This window comes from Methylobacterium sp. Leaf94 (assembly GCF_001426045.1).
Classification (GTDB): domain Bacteria; phylum Pseudomonadota; class Alphaproteobacteria; order Rhizobiales; family Beijerinckiaceae; genus Methylobacterium.
On record NZ_LMRM01000014.1, the window covers coordinates 1 to 14,907 of the forward strand.

At 70.1% G+C, this 14,907-nt stretch carries 16 protein-coding genes; 5 read left to right on the forward strand and 11 right to left on the reverse strand.

Annotation, left to right across the window (positions count from 1 at the left end; all coding sequences use genetic code 11):
* From ASG63_RS26425 to ASG63_RS10600, 3 genes are all read right to left on the reverse strand, one after another.
* Positions 1-200, reverse strand: a 200-nt coding sequence (locus ASG63_RS26425; protein WP_244479869.1) for a GTP-binding protein, incomplete at its 3' end; no start/stop codon positions are given.
* 144 nt (positions 201-344) lie between these two features.
* Positions 345-806: a tellurite resistance TerB family protein gene (locus ASG63_RS10595; RefSeq protein WP_056215742.1), complete on the reverse strand. Its 462-nt coding sequence runs from the start codon at positions 804-806 to the stop codon at positions 345-347.
* A gap of 97 nt (positions 807-903) precedes the next feature.
* Positions 904-1,347, reverse strand: a complete 444-nt coding sequence (locus tag ASG63_RS10600; RefSeq protein WP_056215746.1) for a DMT family transporter — start codon at positions 1,345-1,347, stop codon at positions 904-906.
* 140 nt (positions 1,348-1,487) lie between these two features.
* Between ASG63_RS10600 and ASG63_RS10605 the strand changes: the two genes are divergently transcribed.
* A complete protein-coding gene (locus tag ASG63_RS10605; protein WP_056215748.1) occupies positions 1,488-2,105 on the forward strand; it encodes a biliverdin-producing heme oxygenase in 618 nt (205 codons plus the stop codon).
* Here the strand turns inward: ASG63_RS10605 and ASG63_RS10610 are convergent.
* The 7 genes from ASG63_RS10610 to ASG63_RS10640 all read right to left on the reverse strand — a co-directional run bounded on the left by ASG63_RS10610 (position 2,102) and on the right by ASG63_RS10640 (position 10,159).
* A complete protein-coding gene (locus ASG63_RS10610) occupies positions 2,102-4,663 on the reverse strand; it encodes an HWE histidine kinase domain-containing protein (protein WP_056215751.1) in 2,562 nt (853 codons plus the stop codon). The two genes, ASG63_RS10605 and ASG63_RS10610, sit on opposite strands and share 4 nt — an antisense overlap.
* Positions 4,664-4,826: 163 nt before the next feature.
* Positions 4,827-5,108 (reverse strand): hypothetical protein, encoded by a 282-nt coding sequence (locus ASG63_RS10615; RefSeq protein ID WP_056215754.1) that lies wholly within the window; start codon positions 5,106-5,108, stop codon positions 4,827-4,829.
* 22 nt (positions 5,109-5,130) lie between these two features.
* On the reverse strand, positions 5,131-7,095 hold the full coding sequence (locus ASG63_RS10620) for a BON domain-containing protein (protein ID WP_156394149.1): 1,965 nt from the start codon (positions 7,093-7,095) through the stop codon (positions 5,131-5,133).
* Positions 7,096-7,194: 99 nt separating this feature from the next.
* Positions 7,195-9,018 carry an ABC-F family ATP-binding cassette domain-containing protein gene (locus tag ASG63_RS10625; RefSeq protein ID WP_056215761.1) on the reverse strand — a complete coding sequence of 608 codons (1,824 nt, stop codon included), beginning with the start codon at positions 9,016-9,018 and terminating at the stop codon, positions 7,195-7,197.
* Positions 9,019-9,099: 81 nt separating this feature from the next.
* Positions 9,100-9,327, reverse strand: a complete 228-nt coding sequence (locus ASG63_RS10630) for a hypothetical protein (RefSeq protein ID WP_056215764.1) — start codon at positions 9,325-9,327, stop codon at positions 9,100-9,102.
* 89 nt (positions 9,328-9,416) lie between these two features.
* The gene (locus ASG63_RS10635; RefSeq protein WP_056215767.1) at positions 9,417-9,731 is read right to left on the reverse strand and encodes a polyhydroxyalkanoic acid system family protein; all 315 of its coding nucleotides are present in this window, start codon (positions 9,729-9,731) and stop codon (positions 9,417-9,419) included.
* 77 nt (positions 9,732-9,808) lie between these two features.
* Positions 9,809-10,159, reverse strand: a complete 351-nt coding sequence (locus ASG63_RS10640; protein WP_056215770.1) for a septal ring lytic transglycosylase RlpA family protein — start codon at positions 10,157-10,159, stop codon at positions 9,809-9,811.
* A 161-nt stretch (positions 10,160-10,320) separates the two neighbouring features.
* Here ASG63_RS10640 and ASG63_RS25195 point away from each other — a divergent pair, with 161 nt between their 5' ends.
* Entirely contained in the window at positions 10,321-10,500 is a 180-nt protein-coding gene (locus ASG63_RS25195) for a hypothetical protein (RefSeq protein WP_156394150.1), read from the forward strand.
* A gap of 270 nt (positions 10,501-10,770) precedes the next feature.
* Positions 10,771-11,982: a site-specific DNA-methyltransferase gene (locus ASG63_RS10645; RefSeq protein ID WP_274534729.1), complete on the forward strand. Its 1,212-nt coding sequence runs from the start codon at positions 10,771-10,773 to the stop codon at positions 11,980-11,982.
* 10 nt (positions 11,983-11,992) lie between these two features.
* Here ASG63_RS10645 and mutY read toward each other — a convergent pair whose 3' ends face one another.
* Positions 11,993-13,348: an A/G-specific adenine glycosylase gene (mutY, locus tag ASG63_RS10650; protein ID WP_056215774.1), complete on the reverse strand. Its 1,356-nt coding sequence runs from the start codon at positions 13,346-13,348 to the stop codon at positions 11,993-11,995.
* Between the two features lie 175 nt (positions 13,349-13,523).
* Between mutY and ASG63_RS10655 the strand changes: the two genes are divergently transcribed.
* On the forward strand, positions 13,524-14,009 hold the full coding sequence (locus ASG63_RS10655; RefSeq protein WP_056215776.1) for a DUF721 domain-containing protein: 486 nt from the start codon (positions 13,524-13,526) through the stop codon (positions 14,007-14,009).
* Positions 14,010-14,098: 89 nt separating this feature from the next.
* Positions 14,099-14,752, forward strand: coding sequence for a thioredoxin domain-containing protein (locus ASG63_RS10660; RefSeq protein ID WP_056215780.1), 654 nt, complete (start codon positions 14,099-14,101; stop codon positions 14,750-14,752).
* Positions 14,753-14,907 lie beyond the last annotated feature (155 nt).

The window sequence follows — 14,907 nt, forward strand, 5'->3', positions numbered from 1 at the left end:
CGTGGTGCTGTCGCGGCCCGCCGCCAGGGCCGCGTCGCCCCAGAGTCCGCCCGTCTCGGCCAGAACCTTCGTGATCCTCCGCCCGTCTCGGCCAGAACCTTCGTGATCGCCGCCGTCAACGACGTCTTGCCGTGATCCACGTGACCGATCGTGCCAATGTTGCAGTGCGGCTTCGTACGCGCGAATTTCTCTTTGGCCATCGTCTCTTTCCTGCGGCAAGCTCACACGAGCGGTCGCCCGGGCTGTCGCTCGACGCGTTGTCGAGCCGGGCGAAAGACGGGGGCCCGCTTAGAGGCTTGCCGTCCTTTGATCAAGGGCTTTGCGGGACAAGGCGCTCCGGCACGCTACGGAACCGGGCGTCGGACAGGGGATGCGGCCAGCAACGCGGCCCGGTCCAGGCCCAGCGCGGTGGCGATTTCCTCGAGGGCCTGCGCCTCCACGTCGGCGATGCCGTCGAGGTCGGCCACGTCCGCCGCGATCAGGAATGTCGCTTCGCGCTCCTCCTGCCCCCGGCCCTCGATGGCGGCGACGCGGCGCAGGTTCTCGGCCCGGCCCGCCCGGGTCCGGGCACGGGCGATCCCGTCGTAGAGTTCGCTCTCGAGCATCAGCCGGTCGTAGCCCTTCTCGAGGATGGGATTGGCCTGCAGGCCGGCCAGCGCCGTATCGAATTCCGCGCTGGCGATCTCCCCGTCCGCGACCATCACGTTGGCGGCGGCGGAGACCATCGCCTGCATGAGGACCGTATCGCCGGCATAGGCCGTCACGGTCTGGCTGAAGCGGCTGACGATGTCCTGGAAGATGTTCATTGGGGGCTCTGGACACGGACGGGATCGTTGCGGGGCGCGGCATCGACGCCGCGGCAGGCATCGCGGTTCCACGCGCCGATGACAAGCGTCCGTCGGTTCAGAACAGCGCCACCAGGGCGATACCGCCGATCATCAGCACGCCCCCGAGCGCGCGCCAGAGGGTGAGGGGATGCTGCTCGAACCCGATCCAGCCGAAATGGTCGAGCAGGATGGAGGTGATGACGCCGGCGGTGATGAGAAGCCCCAGATAGGGCGCGGCCCCGATCTGCTGCGCGGCGAACAGCTGGGACAGGATGAGGAGCGCCCCGACCACGCCGCCGAACCAGGCCCAGAGCGGCACGGCCCGCATGTCGCCGAGGCTCGGAAAGGCGAAACGACCGAGGACCAGGCCGAGGGCGAGGAGGGTCGCGCCCCCGGCCAGCGAGACGACGATGCCTGCGGCGAAGGGCTGCGCCAGGTTCTTGGAGAGCGTCGCGTTCACGCCCGACTGCACTGCGTTCGCGATGCCGGCTAGGAGGACGAAACCGTAGAGGAGCCACATGGTCGATCCTGGGCCTTCAGCGTTGCGGACCGGGCCGCGAGAGCGAGCCGGGGTCGTGCAGGTACCCTGTGATAAGTCCTTGGCGGGGGCCCGAGATCGGCTAAGAACGGCGACGGGGCCAAATAACAGGGAAACGCGGTATGGATGGGACGGCCAGGGGGTCCGTCGACGCGGGAGATCCGGAGCCGCGGCGGGGTGGTGCGGATGCACCGCGCGATCTTCGCTTCGCCCTGCGCGCCGAGACCGATGCGGCCCATCGGCGCCTCGATGCGGGGTTCGTCGCCTACGACCTGAGTCGGCGAGCCGATTATGTGCGCTTCCTGTCGGCGATGCGTGACCCCTTCGCGCAGATCGAGACCTGGCTCGACGGGGCCGATGCCGCCGACCTGCCGCCGGACTGGGCGGCCCGCCGCCGGTCCACGGTCCTGCAGGCCGACCTGTCCGGGCTGGCGATTTCCCCTCCGGAGGTCGCGCCCGCCCCCCTGCCCCCCACCTTGTCGAGCGCCGAGGCGCCCGGTCTCCTCTACGTTCTGGAAGGTTCGCGCCTCGGCGGCCAGGTTCTGCTCCGTCAGGTCCTGGCGAGCCCGGACCCGCTGGTCCACGGGAACGCCCGCTTCCTCCGGCACGGCGCGGGGCTCCGCCTCTGGCCGAGTTTCGCGACTTGGCTCGGGACGCGCCCGGTCGCGGATCACGCCGCCGCGATCCGTGGTGCGCAACGTGCCTTCGCGCTGTTCGAGGCGGCGCAGGCGCCGGGCTAGTCCCGGGGGGGCGTGCTCGCCAGGGCCCGGCGTAGGGTATCCGCGGTGTAGGGCTTCTTGATCATCGGCACGGCGCCGAGCTCGGACGGGATTCGGAAGCTCTCGCCGTAGCCCGTCGCGAAGACGAAGGGCACGCCGGCCGCGATCAGGCGTCGGGCGACCGGCAGGCTCGTCTCGGCGCCGAGATTGACGTCGAGGAGGGCAAAGCTCGGATGCGCCGCCTCGATCTGCCGCAGGGCTTCGTGCACGGATCCCGCCATGTCGACCGCGCTTGCCCCGAGGGTGGACAGGATCTCCTCGGCCTCCAGAGCGATGATCATGTTGTCCTCGACCACCAGGACGGTCCCGGACAACGCCGCGGCATCGAGTTCGGGCGTCCGGTCGCGCTCCCGCGACAGGGGGGCGGTGACGGTCGGTGCAGCCCGCACGTAGCGCGCCGGCACGGCGAAGCGGCCGCGCAGGCCGGTGAGTTCGTAGGCTATCTCCGCCTCGCCCTTCAGCTCGTAGGGGATCGAGCGCTCGATCAGCGTGGTGCCGAAGCCGCGGCGGCTCGGCGGCTTCACCGGCGGGCCGCCGCTCTCGCGCCAATGGATCACCAGGCACTGCGAGGCATCGCGCTCCCAGGCCACGTCCACCTGTCCGACCCCCTCCGACAGGGCGCCGTACTTCGCCGAGTTCGTCATCAACTCGTGGATGACCAGGGCAAGCGTCGAGAACGCCTGGGGATCCAGAAGGACATCGGTGCCGTCCAGACGGACCCGGCCCGCCTGCTGGTCGAGATAGGCCTCCGCCTCCAGGGTGATGAGGTCGCGCAGGGAACCCGGTCCCCAGTTCGTGGTGGTGATCTGGTCGTGCGCCCGGGCCAGGGCCTGGATGCGCGCCCCGACGACGCCGGCGAAATCCTCGACGCTGTCGGACCCCGAGCGACTTTGGGCGACGATGCCCCGGATCAGGTTGAGGATGTTGCGCACCCGATGGTTCAGCTCAGCGATCAGGAGCTCCTGGCGCTCCTGCGCGGTCTTGCGCTCCTTCTCGGCGGAATCGGTGAGGCGCAGGATGACCTCGAGCAGCGTGATGCGCAGGGCCTCGGCGATGCGCAGGTCCACCGCGCTCCAGGGGGCGGCCTGCCCCCGGACCACCTCGGTCCAGGCCTCGAAGCTCTTGCGGGGCGTGAGGCGCAGACCGTTCGGTCCGAGGCTCGCCGGCTTCTCAGGATTGCCGGCCCAGGTGACGGTGCGGGCGATCTCGCGACGGAAGAACACCAGGAAATCCCGCGGCGCCCGCGAGATCGGGATCGCCAGGAGTCCCGCGGCCCGCTCGGGGTAGTCGGCGGCCGGGGGATGGACCGCGCCGATCTCCTGGGTGGCGAAGGCCCGGCTCGCGGCCGTCCGGTTGAGGAAGCGCACGAGACCGGTAAATTCCTCCGCCGTCGGGGTCGCCCCCCGCAGGGTGATCTCGCCGTTGACCCAGACGCCGATGCCGTCGCACGTGACGATTCCTGCGATGTCGTCGAGGAAATCGGTGATGTTCTCGAGGCTCGTTCCGCCCGAGGCGAGCGCACCCATCAGTCGGTCGTGCAGCGCCCGGGAACTGCCTTCGTAGGCGGCCTCCGCCTCGCGCTCCCGGCTTTCCAGGATCAGCGAGAACATCTGCCCGAACAGTTCGGCGCCGGTTCGGCGCTCCAGCGAGATGTGGCGGGCCTCGGTGTGATGGCAGGCGAACAGGCCCCAGAGCTTGCCGCCCCGCAGGATCGACACCGACAGGGAGGCCGCCACCCCCATGTTGCGCAGGTATTCGAGGTGGATCGGCGACACCGTGCGCAGGGTGCTCATCGACAGGTCGAGGGGTCGGCCGTGGGGATCGCGCTGCGGCAGCACGGCGACAGGTTCGGCATCGACATCCGCGATGATGCGCAGCCAGTTGCGCTCGTAGAGGGCGCGCGCCTGTTTCGGGATGTCCGAGGCCGGGTAATGCAGTCCGAGATAGGGGGCGAGGCTGGAGCGTGCGGATTCGGCGATCACCACCCCCGAGCCGTCCGGGTCGAAGCGGTAGACCATGACGCGATCGAAGCCGGTGAGCGCCCGCATCTGGCGCACGGCCTCCCGGCAGAACGGGTCGAAACCCACCGTCTGCTGCAGGCGTCCGACCATGCTGCGCACAAGATTGCCGGCGTTGAGGTGTTCGCTGACGCTCGGCTCGGCCTCGATGACGATGATGCCGTCCGAGATGTGCAGCGCGATGTCGAAGGGGGCACCTCCGGCCTGCAGGACGGTGCCGAAAATCCGGTCGATGGCATCGGGCCCGCGCAGGGCCTGAAGGTGACCGCGGATCAGGTGGATCGCCTCCGCGTCGATCAGGTCGGCCAGGGGAAGGCCGAGCACATCGGCTCCCGCCTGCCCCAACCACCCGGCGGCATTCTCGGAGGCCCGGACCACGATCCAGTCCGGGGAGACCGCGATGAGGAAACCGAAGGGCTGAACCGCGCCGAGGATGTGGATCGGTTCCCGATCGCAGGACGTGAGGTCCACAGGTCGGGGACGTGCTGAAGATTCGATCATCAGGTCTCTGATTCGCCGGTCCCATGTCCGTTCGGAGAAGCGCGTCGAGACCAACGACAGACCGTCCGGAAAGTCTCCTCGATGGTCGGGCAACGGACGCAGTTTCGAGTCGATTGTGTTGCGGATGCCACAGGCCGGCGCGACGCCGACGGGATTCGTCGTCTCACGACCGGGTGCCCATCCGGTCTGTGACCCCGGCCGCCAGGATCGCTCCGATCAGGTAGGACCCGAGTCCGAGCGCCCCGGCCTCCAGCCAGAAGCCTGCCCGCCCCGAAAGGAAGCCCCCGGCGGCGAGGCCCCCGGCCAGACCCGCTGCCAGGACGAGAAGGCCGGCGCTCCGGCGCGCAGTCGGTGTCCGCGGCAGGCCCGTCAGCGCGCCGATGGCGCCGCCGAGGAGGGCGCTGGCGGCCGCCAGGGGCCAGAGCAGGGTTGCCAGGAGCGTCACGCCCTTCGTCTCCGTCGGATCGTCATGACCGTGACTCGATCCCGACGCCCTGGCCAGCCGGACGCGGCGAGCCGGCCGGGGCGGCAGCGACCTGTTCGAAACGAAGGCCGGCCTGGAGCAGATACTCCACGATCGCGAGGGCACGGCCCTGCGCGAGATCGGGGGCGGGCTCCGGTTGAGCCGCCGGCTTCGCCTCGGTCCTGACGGCCTTGTCCTTCGGATTGGACTTGCCGGGCGCCTTATCCGAGGCACGCGAGCCGGAGGATCCGGCCGGTGCCTTGCTCGGTGCTCTGCCGGCATCCTTGCCCGCGTCGAGCGACGCCGTGCTGTCCACCGCGGTCTCGACGACAGGCTTCGGTGCCGCGGTGGCGCCGCTCGGATCGAGATGGCCCGTGACCACCAGGCGCAGGGTCGGGCAGGTCTTGCCCAGGGCCGCAATCCCATCGAGGAGGGGGTAGAAGGCCGGCGTCAGAATCGCGCTTCCGGGCGGGAATATGAGGGCTTGGCCCATGAGCTTGGTCCCGAGCGCAGCGACGCAGCGCTCCGGTGTCCAGGCCGACGCTGCGTCGGGGGTCGTCACCGAGATCTCCGCGGTCCAGCCCGGCGGCATCGCGGCCGACAGGTCTTCGGAAACGCGCCGGCCACCCTGCGCATACAGGCTCTCGCCCGTCAGGGTGATCGCGCGATCGGCGAACCGGGCCTCGCCCCGCCCCAGCAGGGTGAGGGCCGTGGCGGTCGCGCGCAGCACCCGGGCGAGCTCGGGCGGGGCCCCTTCGCCGAGGCGGGTGCGGTCGATCAGGCGCTCGCGGAACAGCCGTGGACGAAAGGTCCCGAGCAGGGCCTCGCGCGCCTCGGCATCCGGCAGGTGGCCGGACAGCGTCACGGTTTCCGCGTCGTGCCGGAGCAGGATTTGATAGGGCGAGAGCGGTCGGGTGCTCAGGGTCGCGCCGCCCCGGCTCAGCCCGGCGGGCATCCCCTCGCGCAACAATCCCTCGATCTCGGGGATCGCCTGGGCGTCGAGGGCGACGCCCTCGAGTGCGATCCGCGCATCGGCGACGGTGACGCTCCCCTCCTGCAGCAATGCGGCGAGGTTCAGGGCGAAACGCGCCATCGCGGCTGCATCGACCCCGGGCGGAAGGCCACGCGCCCTGCGCATCCGGTCCTCGATCCGCCCCGTCTCCGAGGCCTGTGCCGCTTGCGCCCGGATCTCGGCGCGCGCCGCGTCCGAGACCACGTGGCCCGAGAGCGTCAGGGTGCCCCCCGGCTCCCGAGACGCGACGAAGCGGAAATCCGGAACGACAGCCGGCAGGATCTCGATCTGGCCCAGACCATAGCCGGTCGGCAGATCGGCCAGGGCCGTCCGCAAGGCTTCGTCGTCGGCGATGGAGGCCGCCTCGCCTACGACCGAGAGGCGCATGTCCTCCAGCATCACCCGGCCGCCGGGCGCGAGGGCACGCAGCCGCGCCAGGGCATAGGCGGCCGCCGCGGCGAAGTCCGGTGGCGCGCCGAGGGCGGCGCGGGCGCGGTCGTGCAGACCGGTTCCGGGGTCGAGGGCGGGGGAGAGTTGCTCGGCCAGGGCGCTCGGGCCGATTTCGGCTGGCCGCACGCCGGTCACGTCGACCCCGTCCCTGCCCTTGGTCGCGATCCACAGGAAGGGCGAAGCCGGCTCGACCACGCCCACGGGGCCGACGATTCGCCGGACACCGTCGAGGGCAGCGAGCCGCTGATACGCCGCATCGCGGGTCGCGGCATCCGGCGCCTCGCCGGTGACCACGAGGTCTCGCCCCTCGACCGACACGCGCAGCCACGGCTCGGCACCGGGCGTCGCCGTCGCCCGAGCCACCGCATCGGCCTTTTCGCCGAGTTGCGACTCGAGGCGCGGCGTGAACCAGGCGGCGGACAAGCCGAGGATCAGGGCGAGGCCGGGCAGGCCGGCAGCCCAGCCGAGGCGGCGGGATCGGTCACGGAGTGCGTAAGCGGCGGACACGTCGGACCCCGGTGGCAGGCGCGCGGGAGCGAACGCCAGGGCGGCACTTCACACGGCGTTCACGGCATCATGAAGGCCGGGGCGCCGCTTGAGCGTCGCTCAGGCGTCGTGCAGCATCTCCAGTTCGAGCCAGCGGTCCTCGGCCTTGGCCAATTCGGTCTCGGCGACGCCGAGCAGATCCGATGCCTTCGCGAAGCGGGCCGGGTCCCGCGCGTAGAGTCCCGGATCGGCCAGGACCTCGCGCAGCTTGGCGATATCGGATTCGAGCTTCTTCATCCGGTCCGGCAGGGTCTTCAACTCGTGCTGGTCCTTGAAGCCGAGTTTGGGCTTGCCGGCCGGGGCTCCCGCATCGCCGCCCTTGGCGCGATCCTTCGCGTCGGCGCGGGCCTCCGCCTTCTCGGTCCGCCCGGCGGCCGCCCGGGCCTGCACGCCCTCCCCGCGCTGGGCGATCATGTCGGTGTAGCCGCCGGCATACTCGACCCAGCGGCCCTCCCCTTCGCTGACCAGCACGCTCCCGACGACCCGGTCGAGGAAGTCGCGGTCGTGGCTCACCAGGATCAGGGTGCCGGAATAATCCGCCAGCATTTCCTGGAGGAGGTCGAGGGTTTCGAGGTCGAGATCGTTGGTGGGCTCGTCGAGGACGAGGAGGTTGGCGGGCTGGGCGAGGGCGCGGGCGATGAGCAGGCGGTTGCGCTCGCCGCCCGAGAGGACGCTCACCGGGGTGCGGGCCTGCTCTGGCGCGAACAGGAAATCCTTGAGGTAGCCGATGACGTGGCGGCTGACGCCGCCGACGTTCACCGAATCGCCGCTGCCGCCGGTGAGCACCTCCGTCACCGTCATGGTCGGCTCCAGCACCGCACGGGCCTGGTCGAGGAGCATCATCTTGAGGTTGGTGCCGAGCGCCACCGTGCCGGACTCGGGCGGGAGCTGCCCCGTGAGCAGGTTGATCAGCGTGGTCTTGCCGGCGCCGTTGGCCCCGACGATGCCGAGGCGGTCGCCGCGCATCACCCGAAGCGAGAGATCGTCGACGATCTTGCGGGCGCCGTAGGCCTTGGCCGCGTGCTTGGCCTCGATCACCAGGGCGCCGGAGCTCTCGGCCTCCGTCGAGGTCATGGTCGCGGTGCCGACGGGCCGGCGATCCTCGCGCCGCTCCTTGCGCAGGGCATGAAGGTTGCCGAGGCGACGCACGTTGCGCTTCCTCCGGGCGGTGACGCCGTAGCGCAGCCAGTGCTCCTCGTCGGCGATCTTGCGCTCGAGCTTGTGCCGGTCGCGCTCCTCCTCCTCGAAGAAGGCGTCGCGCCAGGCCTCGAAGGTGGAGAAGCCCTGCTCGATCCGGCGGGTGACGCCGCGGTCGAGCCAGATCGTGGTCTTCGACAGGGCGGACAGGAAGCGCCGGTCGTGGCTGATCAGCACGAGGGCGCCGCGCACGCTCTTCAGCTCGGATTCGAGCCACTCGATGGCCGGCAGGTCGAGGTGGTTGGTGGGCTCGTCGAGGAGCAGGATGTCGGGTTCCGGCGCCAGGGCCTGGGCCAGGGCGACCCGCCGCCCCTCCCCGCCCGAGAGGCTCTTCGGGTTCTCGGCACCGGTCATGCCCAGGCTCTCGAGCAGGTAGCGGGCCCGGTAGGCGTCATCCCCGTGGGTCAGGCCGGATTCGACGAAATCGAGGGTCGTCTCGAAGCCGGAGAAGTCGGGTTCCTGCGCCAGATAGCGGATCGTGGTGCCGGGCTGGACGAAGCGCACGCCCCGGTCGGGTTCCACGAGCCCCGCGGCGATCTTCATCAAAGTGGACTTACCCGAGCCGTTGCGACCCACGAGGCAGGTGCGTTCGCCGGGGGAGATCGCGAGCTCGGCGCGCTCGATCAGCGGCGTGCCGCCGAAGGTGAGCGCGACGTCTTGGAGGGTGAGGAGCGGGGGAGCGGCCATGGGGCCGGCTTATGGCAGCGACCGCGCCTTCGAACAAACCCGGAATCGGAATGCCCTTGCAAACCCGCGGTCGTGCCCCGCTCACATCGTCGGGTTGGCGGGGCCCGTCGGCATCGGATCGGGGGCGATGGCCGGGCCGATATCCGGATCGTTGACAGGGATTTCGGTGGGCGTCACGTCGGGCGCTTCGGTGGGGGTCGTCCCCGGCACGTCGGTCCCGGGGGTGTCCGGGCCGGGGGGCGGGGTCTGAGGCGCCTCGTAGGGCGTCTCGGGCACCGGGACTTCGGGGATCGGGCCGGGGTTCGACATCGGTTGCGCCTCTCAAGAGCCTCGGGGAGCGGACCGGTGGAACAGTCCGTCGCCGAGGGAGGTTCCGGGCGCGATGCCGGCGGCACTCGTCATTTCTTGGTCAGGAGCAGGTTGCCCTCGTTGCCAAGTTTCTTCTGGATCTGCTGCGCGAACAGGGCCAGCAACAGCGGCAGCCGGACCTCGACCCGCACGGTCTCGGGGCGAACATCCACCTGCCCGTCGACCTTCTGGCCGAGGGCAGCCATCGCGAAGTCGAGGCGGTCGTCGGTCCACGCCATCTTCTCGACGGCGACACCCGCCTTGGCGAACAACCCGTCGGCCTGGGTGATCCCGTCCGCGATGCGCCGACGGGCTTCGGCCAGGCCGAGTTCATGGGGGATTTCGACGATCAGCGGCTTTGCCATAAGGGTCTGAGCTCTCGGTTTCACCGACCAGATGGGGCCGGCCGGTCCCTCTCACAACGCCGACCGGCCCGATAAGCTCAGTTCACCACGCTCAGGGCGACGTAGGTCGTGCCGCCCATGCCGAGGGCGCGGGCCGAGCCCTTGGCGAGATCGATGATCCGGCCTCGGATGAACGGGCCACGATCGTTGATGCGCACCACCACCGAACGGCCATTGCGCTTGTTCTCGACCCGGACCCGGGTGCCGAACGGCAACGTGCGATGGGCGGCGGTCATCCCGTTCGGATTGAAGCGCTCGCCATTCGCCGTCCGATGGCCGCTCGCGTACCAGGAGGCGGCACCGCTCTGGGCGCTGGCTGGCTGAACGGCGGCAAGTGTCACGACGGTCCCGATGATGGCAGCGGCCCCACGAACAGGCTTGATGGTCATCCGTATTCCCTTTGTTGTTTCGGATGGCCGGCAAAATGAAGCGGAACAGGGCCAAAATGAGACCGGACAAATGTGGCGGCCGGGGCCGGAATTGAGGCTATAACGGTTTATTCATCACTGGTTGTGTGTGGCCATATTGTCGAATATCCGCGGGCTTTGCGATGACGAAACGGCAATGCTGGAACACCAGTGAAGTCGCCGAGACCGCGTTGCAGCCGGCGTCGCTGCGCAACGGTGGGATGCGGAAAAACGAAATCAGCGTTGCGCTCAGTGAAACCCTGGTCTGCGACGGGGTCGCGAGGGGCACCGGAGACGAATTTTCTCTTTCCGCGCAGTTGTGAGGTCCAGGCCGGGTGGACCCGGCGCCGATCGCGGCACCGGCTGGGCCGCTACAGGGTCCGCTGGGACGGTTGCGGCCGGTCTCTCCCAGATCTTTCGAGACCTGCTCGTTCGAGCGGCGATGCTGTCGCAATAGCCTCGTGGCTCTTCGAACGACCAACCCGGCAAAAATTGCAGCCCCAAATCGAGACGCCTTGTCTTCGTCCCGGCAACCCGCCCTTTACGTTAACGGGGCCAAGGTCTGCCGGTCAGTCGCGTAACCGGTGTTTGCCATGGCTTCCCTGCGTACCGCGGTTGCCGACACCGTCGCCCGGAAAAGTGTCTCGCGTACCGGGCGGCCCGTGTCGGCGCCGCGGATGGGTCTCGTACCCGCCGCCAAGCGTTTTCCTCTCGAAGACCGTCTCCCCCTCGACGAGATTCTCGTCGGAGACTGCATCGCTGCGATGAACGCCCTTCCGGCGTCCAGCGTCGACTGCGTCTTTGCCGATCCGCCCTACAATCTTCAGCTCGGGGACGGCGCGCTCCTGCGTCCCGACCAGAGCAGGGTCGACGCGGTCGACGACGACTGGGACAAGTTCTCGACCTTCGCCGCCTACGATGCCTTCACCCGCGAATGGCTGGCGGCCGCGCGCCGGGTGATGAAGCCGAACGCCACCTTGTGGGTCATCGGCTCGTACCACAACATCTTCCGGGTCGGCGCCACGCTGCAGGATCTCGGCTTCTGGATCCTCAACGACATCGTCTGGCGCAAGGCCAACCCGATGCCGAACTTCCGCGGCAAGCGCTTCACCAACGCGCACGAGACCCTGATCTGGGCCTCCCGCTCCGCGGAGTCGAAGGGCTACACCTTCCACTACGAGGCGCTGAAGGGCGGCAATGACGACGTCCAGATGCGGTCCGACTGGTTCATCCCGCTCTGCACCGGCGACGAGCGCCTGAAGGGCGCCGACGGGCAGAAGGTCCATCCGACGCAGAAGCCGGAGGCACTGCTCGCCCGCACGCTCCTGTCGGCGACGAATCCCGGCGACGTGGTGCTCGACCCGTTCTTCGGGACCGGCACCACCGGTGCGGTTGCCAGGCGCCTCGGCCGGCACTTCATCGGCATCGAGCGCGAGAAGGTCTACGCCGAGGCGGCCCGCGCCCGCATCGACGCCGTCGAACCCCTGTCGCAGGCCGCCCTGCTGGTGGCTCCGAGCAAGCGCGCCGAGCCCCGCGTCGCCTTCCTCAGCGTCATCGAGGCCGGGCATATCCGCGCCGGCGAGACCCTGACCGACGCGCGCGGCCGGCACAGCGCCATCGTGCGTCCCGACGGCACCCTGATGGCCGGGCCGGCCACGGGCTCGATCCACAAGATCGGCGCCCTGGTGCAGGGCTTTCCGGCCTGCAACGGCTGGGATTTCTGGCATGCGACCCGGAACGGCAAGCCGGTGCTCATCGACGTCTTCCGCGCCCAGATGCGCTCCGCCATGGGCTCGGCCGCCTGAGGGGCGCCGGTCAGCGCGACCGCGGTCGTCCCCGTCTGCGGGGGGCGGCCGGGGGTGCCGCCTCGGCCGGGCCTTCGAACTCGTCGATCGACCCGTCGGGAATCGGGGCTGGCGCCGGGCGCGGGGCGGGCTTGGGCACCGGGCGGAAGCGCGGCGACGCAGCGTGTGCCTCCGGCTCGGGCTCGGCGAAGAGCGGCGTATCCGTGAGGCTCCGCATCGCCTTCGGCCTGCCGCGCTTGGCAGCCCGTTCCGCCAGCGGCTCCGCGGCCTCCGGCTTCGGATCGAAGGCGTGTGCCAGGACCTTCTTCATCACGCCCGGCAGCGGTTCCCCGTCGAGGTCGCGGCGCGGCGTGAAGCGCAGGCCCGGCGGCGGCGTCGTGCTGAGCGCCACCTTGGCGACGAACACCGTCAGCTCCAGGGGGAAATGCGTGAAGCCGTGTCGGACGAGGCCCGGCAGCCGCCGCCAGCGCGCGTCGAGCGGCGCGTCCAGGAGGGCCTGGGCCGGATCGTAGTCGGGCTCCCAGGGGCTCATCGGTGGTTCGGCCATGGAGCCCAGCAAACCCTCGGGCGGCCGGGTGCGCAGCAGGACCGCCTCGTCGCCGCTGCGGATCGCCACGAAGGCCGCACCCCGGCGCAGGGTGCCCTTCACGGCCTTCACCTTCCTGGGGAAGGTCTCCTGAAGGCCGAGGGCCCGGGCGCGGCAGGGGGCCATCCAGGGGCAGAGGGCGCAGGCCGGGCGCTTGGGCGTGCACAGCGTGGCGCCGAGATCCATCACCGCCTGGGCGAAGTCGCCGGGCCGGTCCGCGGGCACGAGGGCCTGGGTCAGCGCCCGGATCTCGGGGCGGGCTGCCGGCAGGGTGGTCTCGACGGCGAAGAGCCGCGTCATCACCCGCTCGACGTTGCCGTCCACCGCCGCTTCCTGACGGTCGAACGCGATCGCCGCGACGGCGCCCGCCGTGTAGGCGCCGATGCCCGGCAGCTTGCGCAGGGACGCGGCCGTGTCGGGAAAACGCCCGGCCGCCGCCACCGCCCGGGCGCAGGCGTGCAGGTTGCGGGCCCGGGAGTAGTAGCCGAGCCCGGCCCAGGCCGACATCACCGCCTCCTCGGGCGCCGCCGCAAGGTCGTCGACGGTGGGGAAGCGCGCCAGGAACTTCGCGAAATAGGGTTTGACGGCCGCGATCGTGGTCTGCTGCAGCATCACCTCCGAGAGCCAGACCCGGTACGGATCGGACGTCTCGCCCGGCAGCGCCCGCCAGGGCAGGACGCGGCGGTGCCGGTCGTACCAGGTCAGGAGATCCGCGGCCTCGGGGGCTGGAACTGAGGTGTGGGGCACGGGCACCGGCGCGTGATGGGGAAGCCCGTCCATAGACCGCCGGCCGGGTGCGTCCAAGGCCGACTTCTCCAGGGCCGACCTGCCTGAACGTGTCGTCGGGCGGGGGGGGCGGCGCCCCGCTTCGGCCGGACGGAACGGCATGCTAACCATTGCGGGCGATATCGGAGCCTCGATCTCGTCCCGGTCGGACACTACGGAAACCCTGCGCATGGCGCGTGTCAAACCCCTCGCCGAGCTGCTGGAGGGCTGCATCGGCCCCGCCTTCGCGGCGCAAGGGTTCGCCTCCACCGACATTCTGGCCGCCTGGCCCGAGATCGTCGGGGAGCGGCTCGCGCGGTACTGCCAGCCCTCGAAGCTCGAATGGCCGCGCCGGCGTCGGCGCGAGGAGGAGGGGCGCCCCGATCCCGGCACCCTCGTGGTCCGGGTCGAAGGCGTGTTCGCCCTCGAATTGCAGCACCTCGCGCCGGTGGTGATCCAGCGCATCAATGCCCATTACGGCTGGGCCTGCGTCGGCAAGATCGTGATGCGCCAGGGACGGGTCGACCGGATCGGGCGTCGCCCCGCGCCGCCGGTGGTGGATCCCGTCCGCCGCGGCGAAGTGGCGCTTGCGGTCCAGGCGATCGAGCACGACGCCCTGCGCGACGCCCTCGACCGCCTCGGAACGGCAGTGGTGGCGACAACACACAAGCGCTAGGCGCGCCGCGCAGCCTTGTCAGGACGCCTGCAGGATTCTACCGCATCGCGGACGAGAAGATTTGGTCCGCGACCGGAGCCCTCCCGATCATGATCACCCGACGCGATGCCCTGAAAGCCACCGGCCTTGCCGTCGGCGCGGCGATCCTCCTGCCCCGGTTCACCCTCCCGGCCGCGGCGGAGGACGCGAACCTGTCGACCCTGATGGAGCCCGGTCCGCTCGGTGACGTCTGGCTCGGCCCGAAGGACGCCAAGGTGACGATCATCGAGTATGCCTCGATGACCTGCTCGCACTGCGCCGCCTTCCACAGGAACACCTGGCCGGCCCTCAAGGAGCGCTACATCGACACCGGCAAGGTGCGCTTCACCCTCCGCGAGTTCCCCCTCGACCCGCTGGCGACGGCGGCCTTCATGCTGGCGCGCTGCGACGGCGATGCGAAGTACTATCCCATCACAGACCTGCTCTTCGACCAGCAGCAGGCCTGGGCCTACGTCCAGAAGCCGCAATCGCCGGTGGATGCCATGGAGCAGATGCTGCGCCAGGCCGGCTTCTCGAAGGAGAAGTTCGAGGCCTGCCTGAAGGACCAGAAGCTCTACGGCGCCGTCAACGCGGTGAAGCAGAAGGGCATGGACACCTTCAAGGTCGATTCGACCCCGACGTTCTTCATCAACGGCGAGCGCTTCAAGGGCGAGATGACCATCGAGGGCATGGAGAAGGTGATCAAGCCCCTCCTGGGCGCCTGAGATCCCCGAAGCGGGTCCGTCGCGGCGACGGCCTCGCCCGCCGCCGTCGGCCGGGTGCGAGAACACCGGGGGGCGGATCGGCAAAACACCGATTTCTCGTGGTGCAACAATATCTTACGTAAGGTCGAGGGCGCCTTGACACCCAAGGTGGGCGA

What these genes read in the sequence shown, in the direction of transcription:
- ASG63_RS10595 (WP_056215742.1), bottom strand. Translation starts at nt 806, where the DNA reads ATGAACATCTTCCAGGACATCGTCAGCCGCTTCAGCCAGACCGTGACG.
- ASG63_RS10600 (WP_056215746.1), bottom strand. Translation starts at nt 1,347, where the DNA reads ATGTGGCTCCTCTACGGTTTCGTCCTCCTAGCCGGCATCGCGAACGCA.
- ASG63_RS10605 (WP_056215748.1), top strand. Translation starts at nt 1,488, where the DNA reads ATGGATGGGACGGCCAGGGGGTCCGTCGACGCGGGAGATCCGGAGCCG.
- ASG63_RS10610 (WP_056215751.1), bottom strand. Translation starts at nt 4,663, where the DNA reads ATGATCGAATCTTCAGCACGTCCCCGACCTGTGGACCTCACGTCCTGC.
- ASG63_RS10625 (WP_056215761.1), bottom strand. Translation starts at nt 9,018, where the DNA reads ATGGCCGCTCCCCCGCTCCTCACCCTCCAAGACGTCGCGCTCACCTTC.
- ASG63_RS10630 (WP_056215764.1), bottom strand. Translation starts at nt 9,327, where the DNA reads ATGTCGAACCCCGGCCCGATCCCCGAAGTCCCGGTGCCCGAGACGCCC.
- ASG63_RS10635 (WP_056215767.1), bottom strand. Translation starts at nt 9,731, where the DNA reads ATGGCAAAGCCGCTGATCGTCGAAATCCCCCATGAACTCGGCCTGGCC.
- ASG63_RS10640 (WP_056215770.1), bottom strand. Translation starts at nt 10,159, where the DNA reads ATGACCATCAAGCCTGTTCGTGGGGCCGCTGCCATCATCGGGACCGTC.
- ASG63_RS25195 (WP_156394150.1), top strand. Translation starts at nt 10,321, where the DNA reads ATGACGAAACGGCAATGCTGGAACACCAGTGAAGTCGCCGAGACCGCG.
- ASG63_RS10645 (WP_274534729.1), top strand. Translation starts at nt 10,771, where the DNA reads ATGGCTTCCCTGCGTACCGCGGTTGCCGACACCGTCGCCCGGAAAAGT.
- mutY (WP_056215774.1), bottom strand. Translation starts at nt 13,348, where the DNA reads ATGGACGGGCTTCCCCATCACGCGCCGGTGCCCGTGCCCCACACCTCA.
- ASG63_RS10655 (WP_056215776.1), top strand. Translation starts at nt 13,524, where the DNA reads ATGGCGCGTGTCAAACCCCTCGCCGAGCTGCTGGAGGGCTGCATCGGC.
- ASG63_RS10660 (WP_056215780.1), top strand. Translation starts at nt 14,099, where the DNA reads ATGATCACCCGACGCGATGCCCTGAAAGCCACCGGCCTTGCCGTCGGC.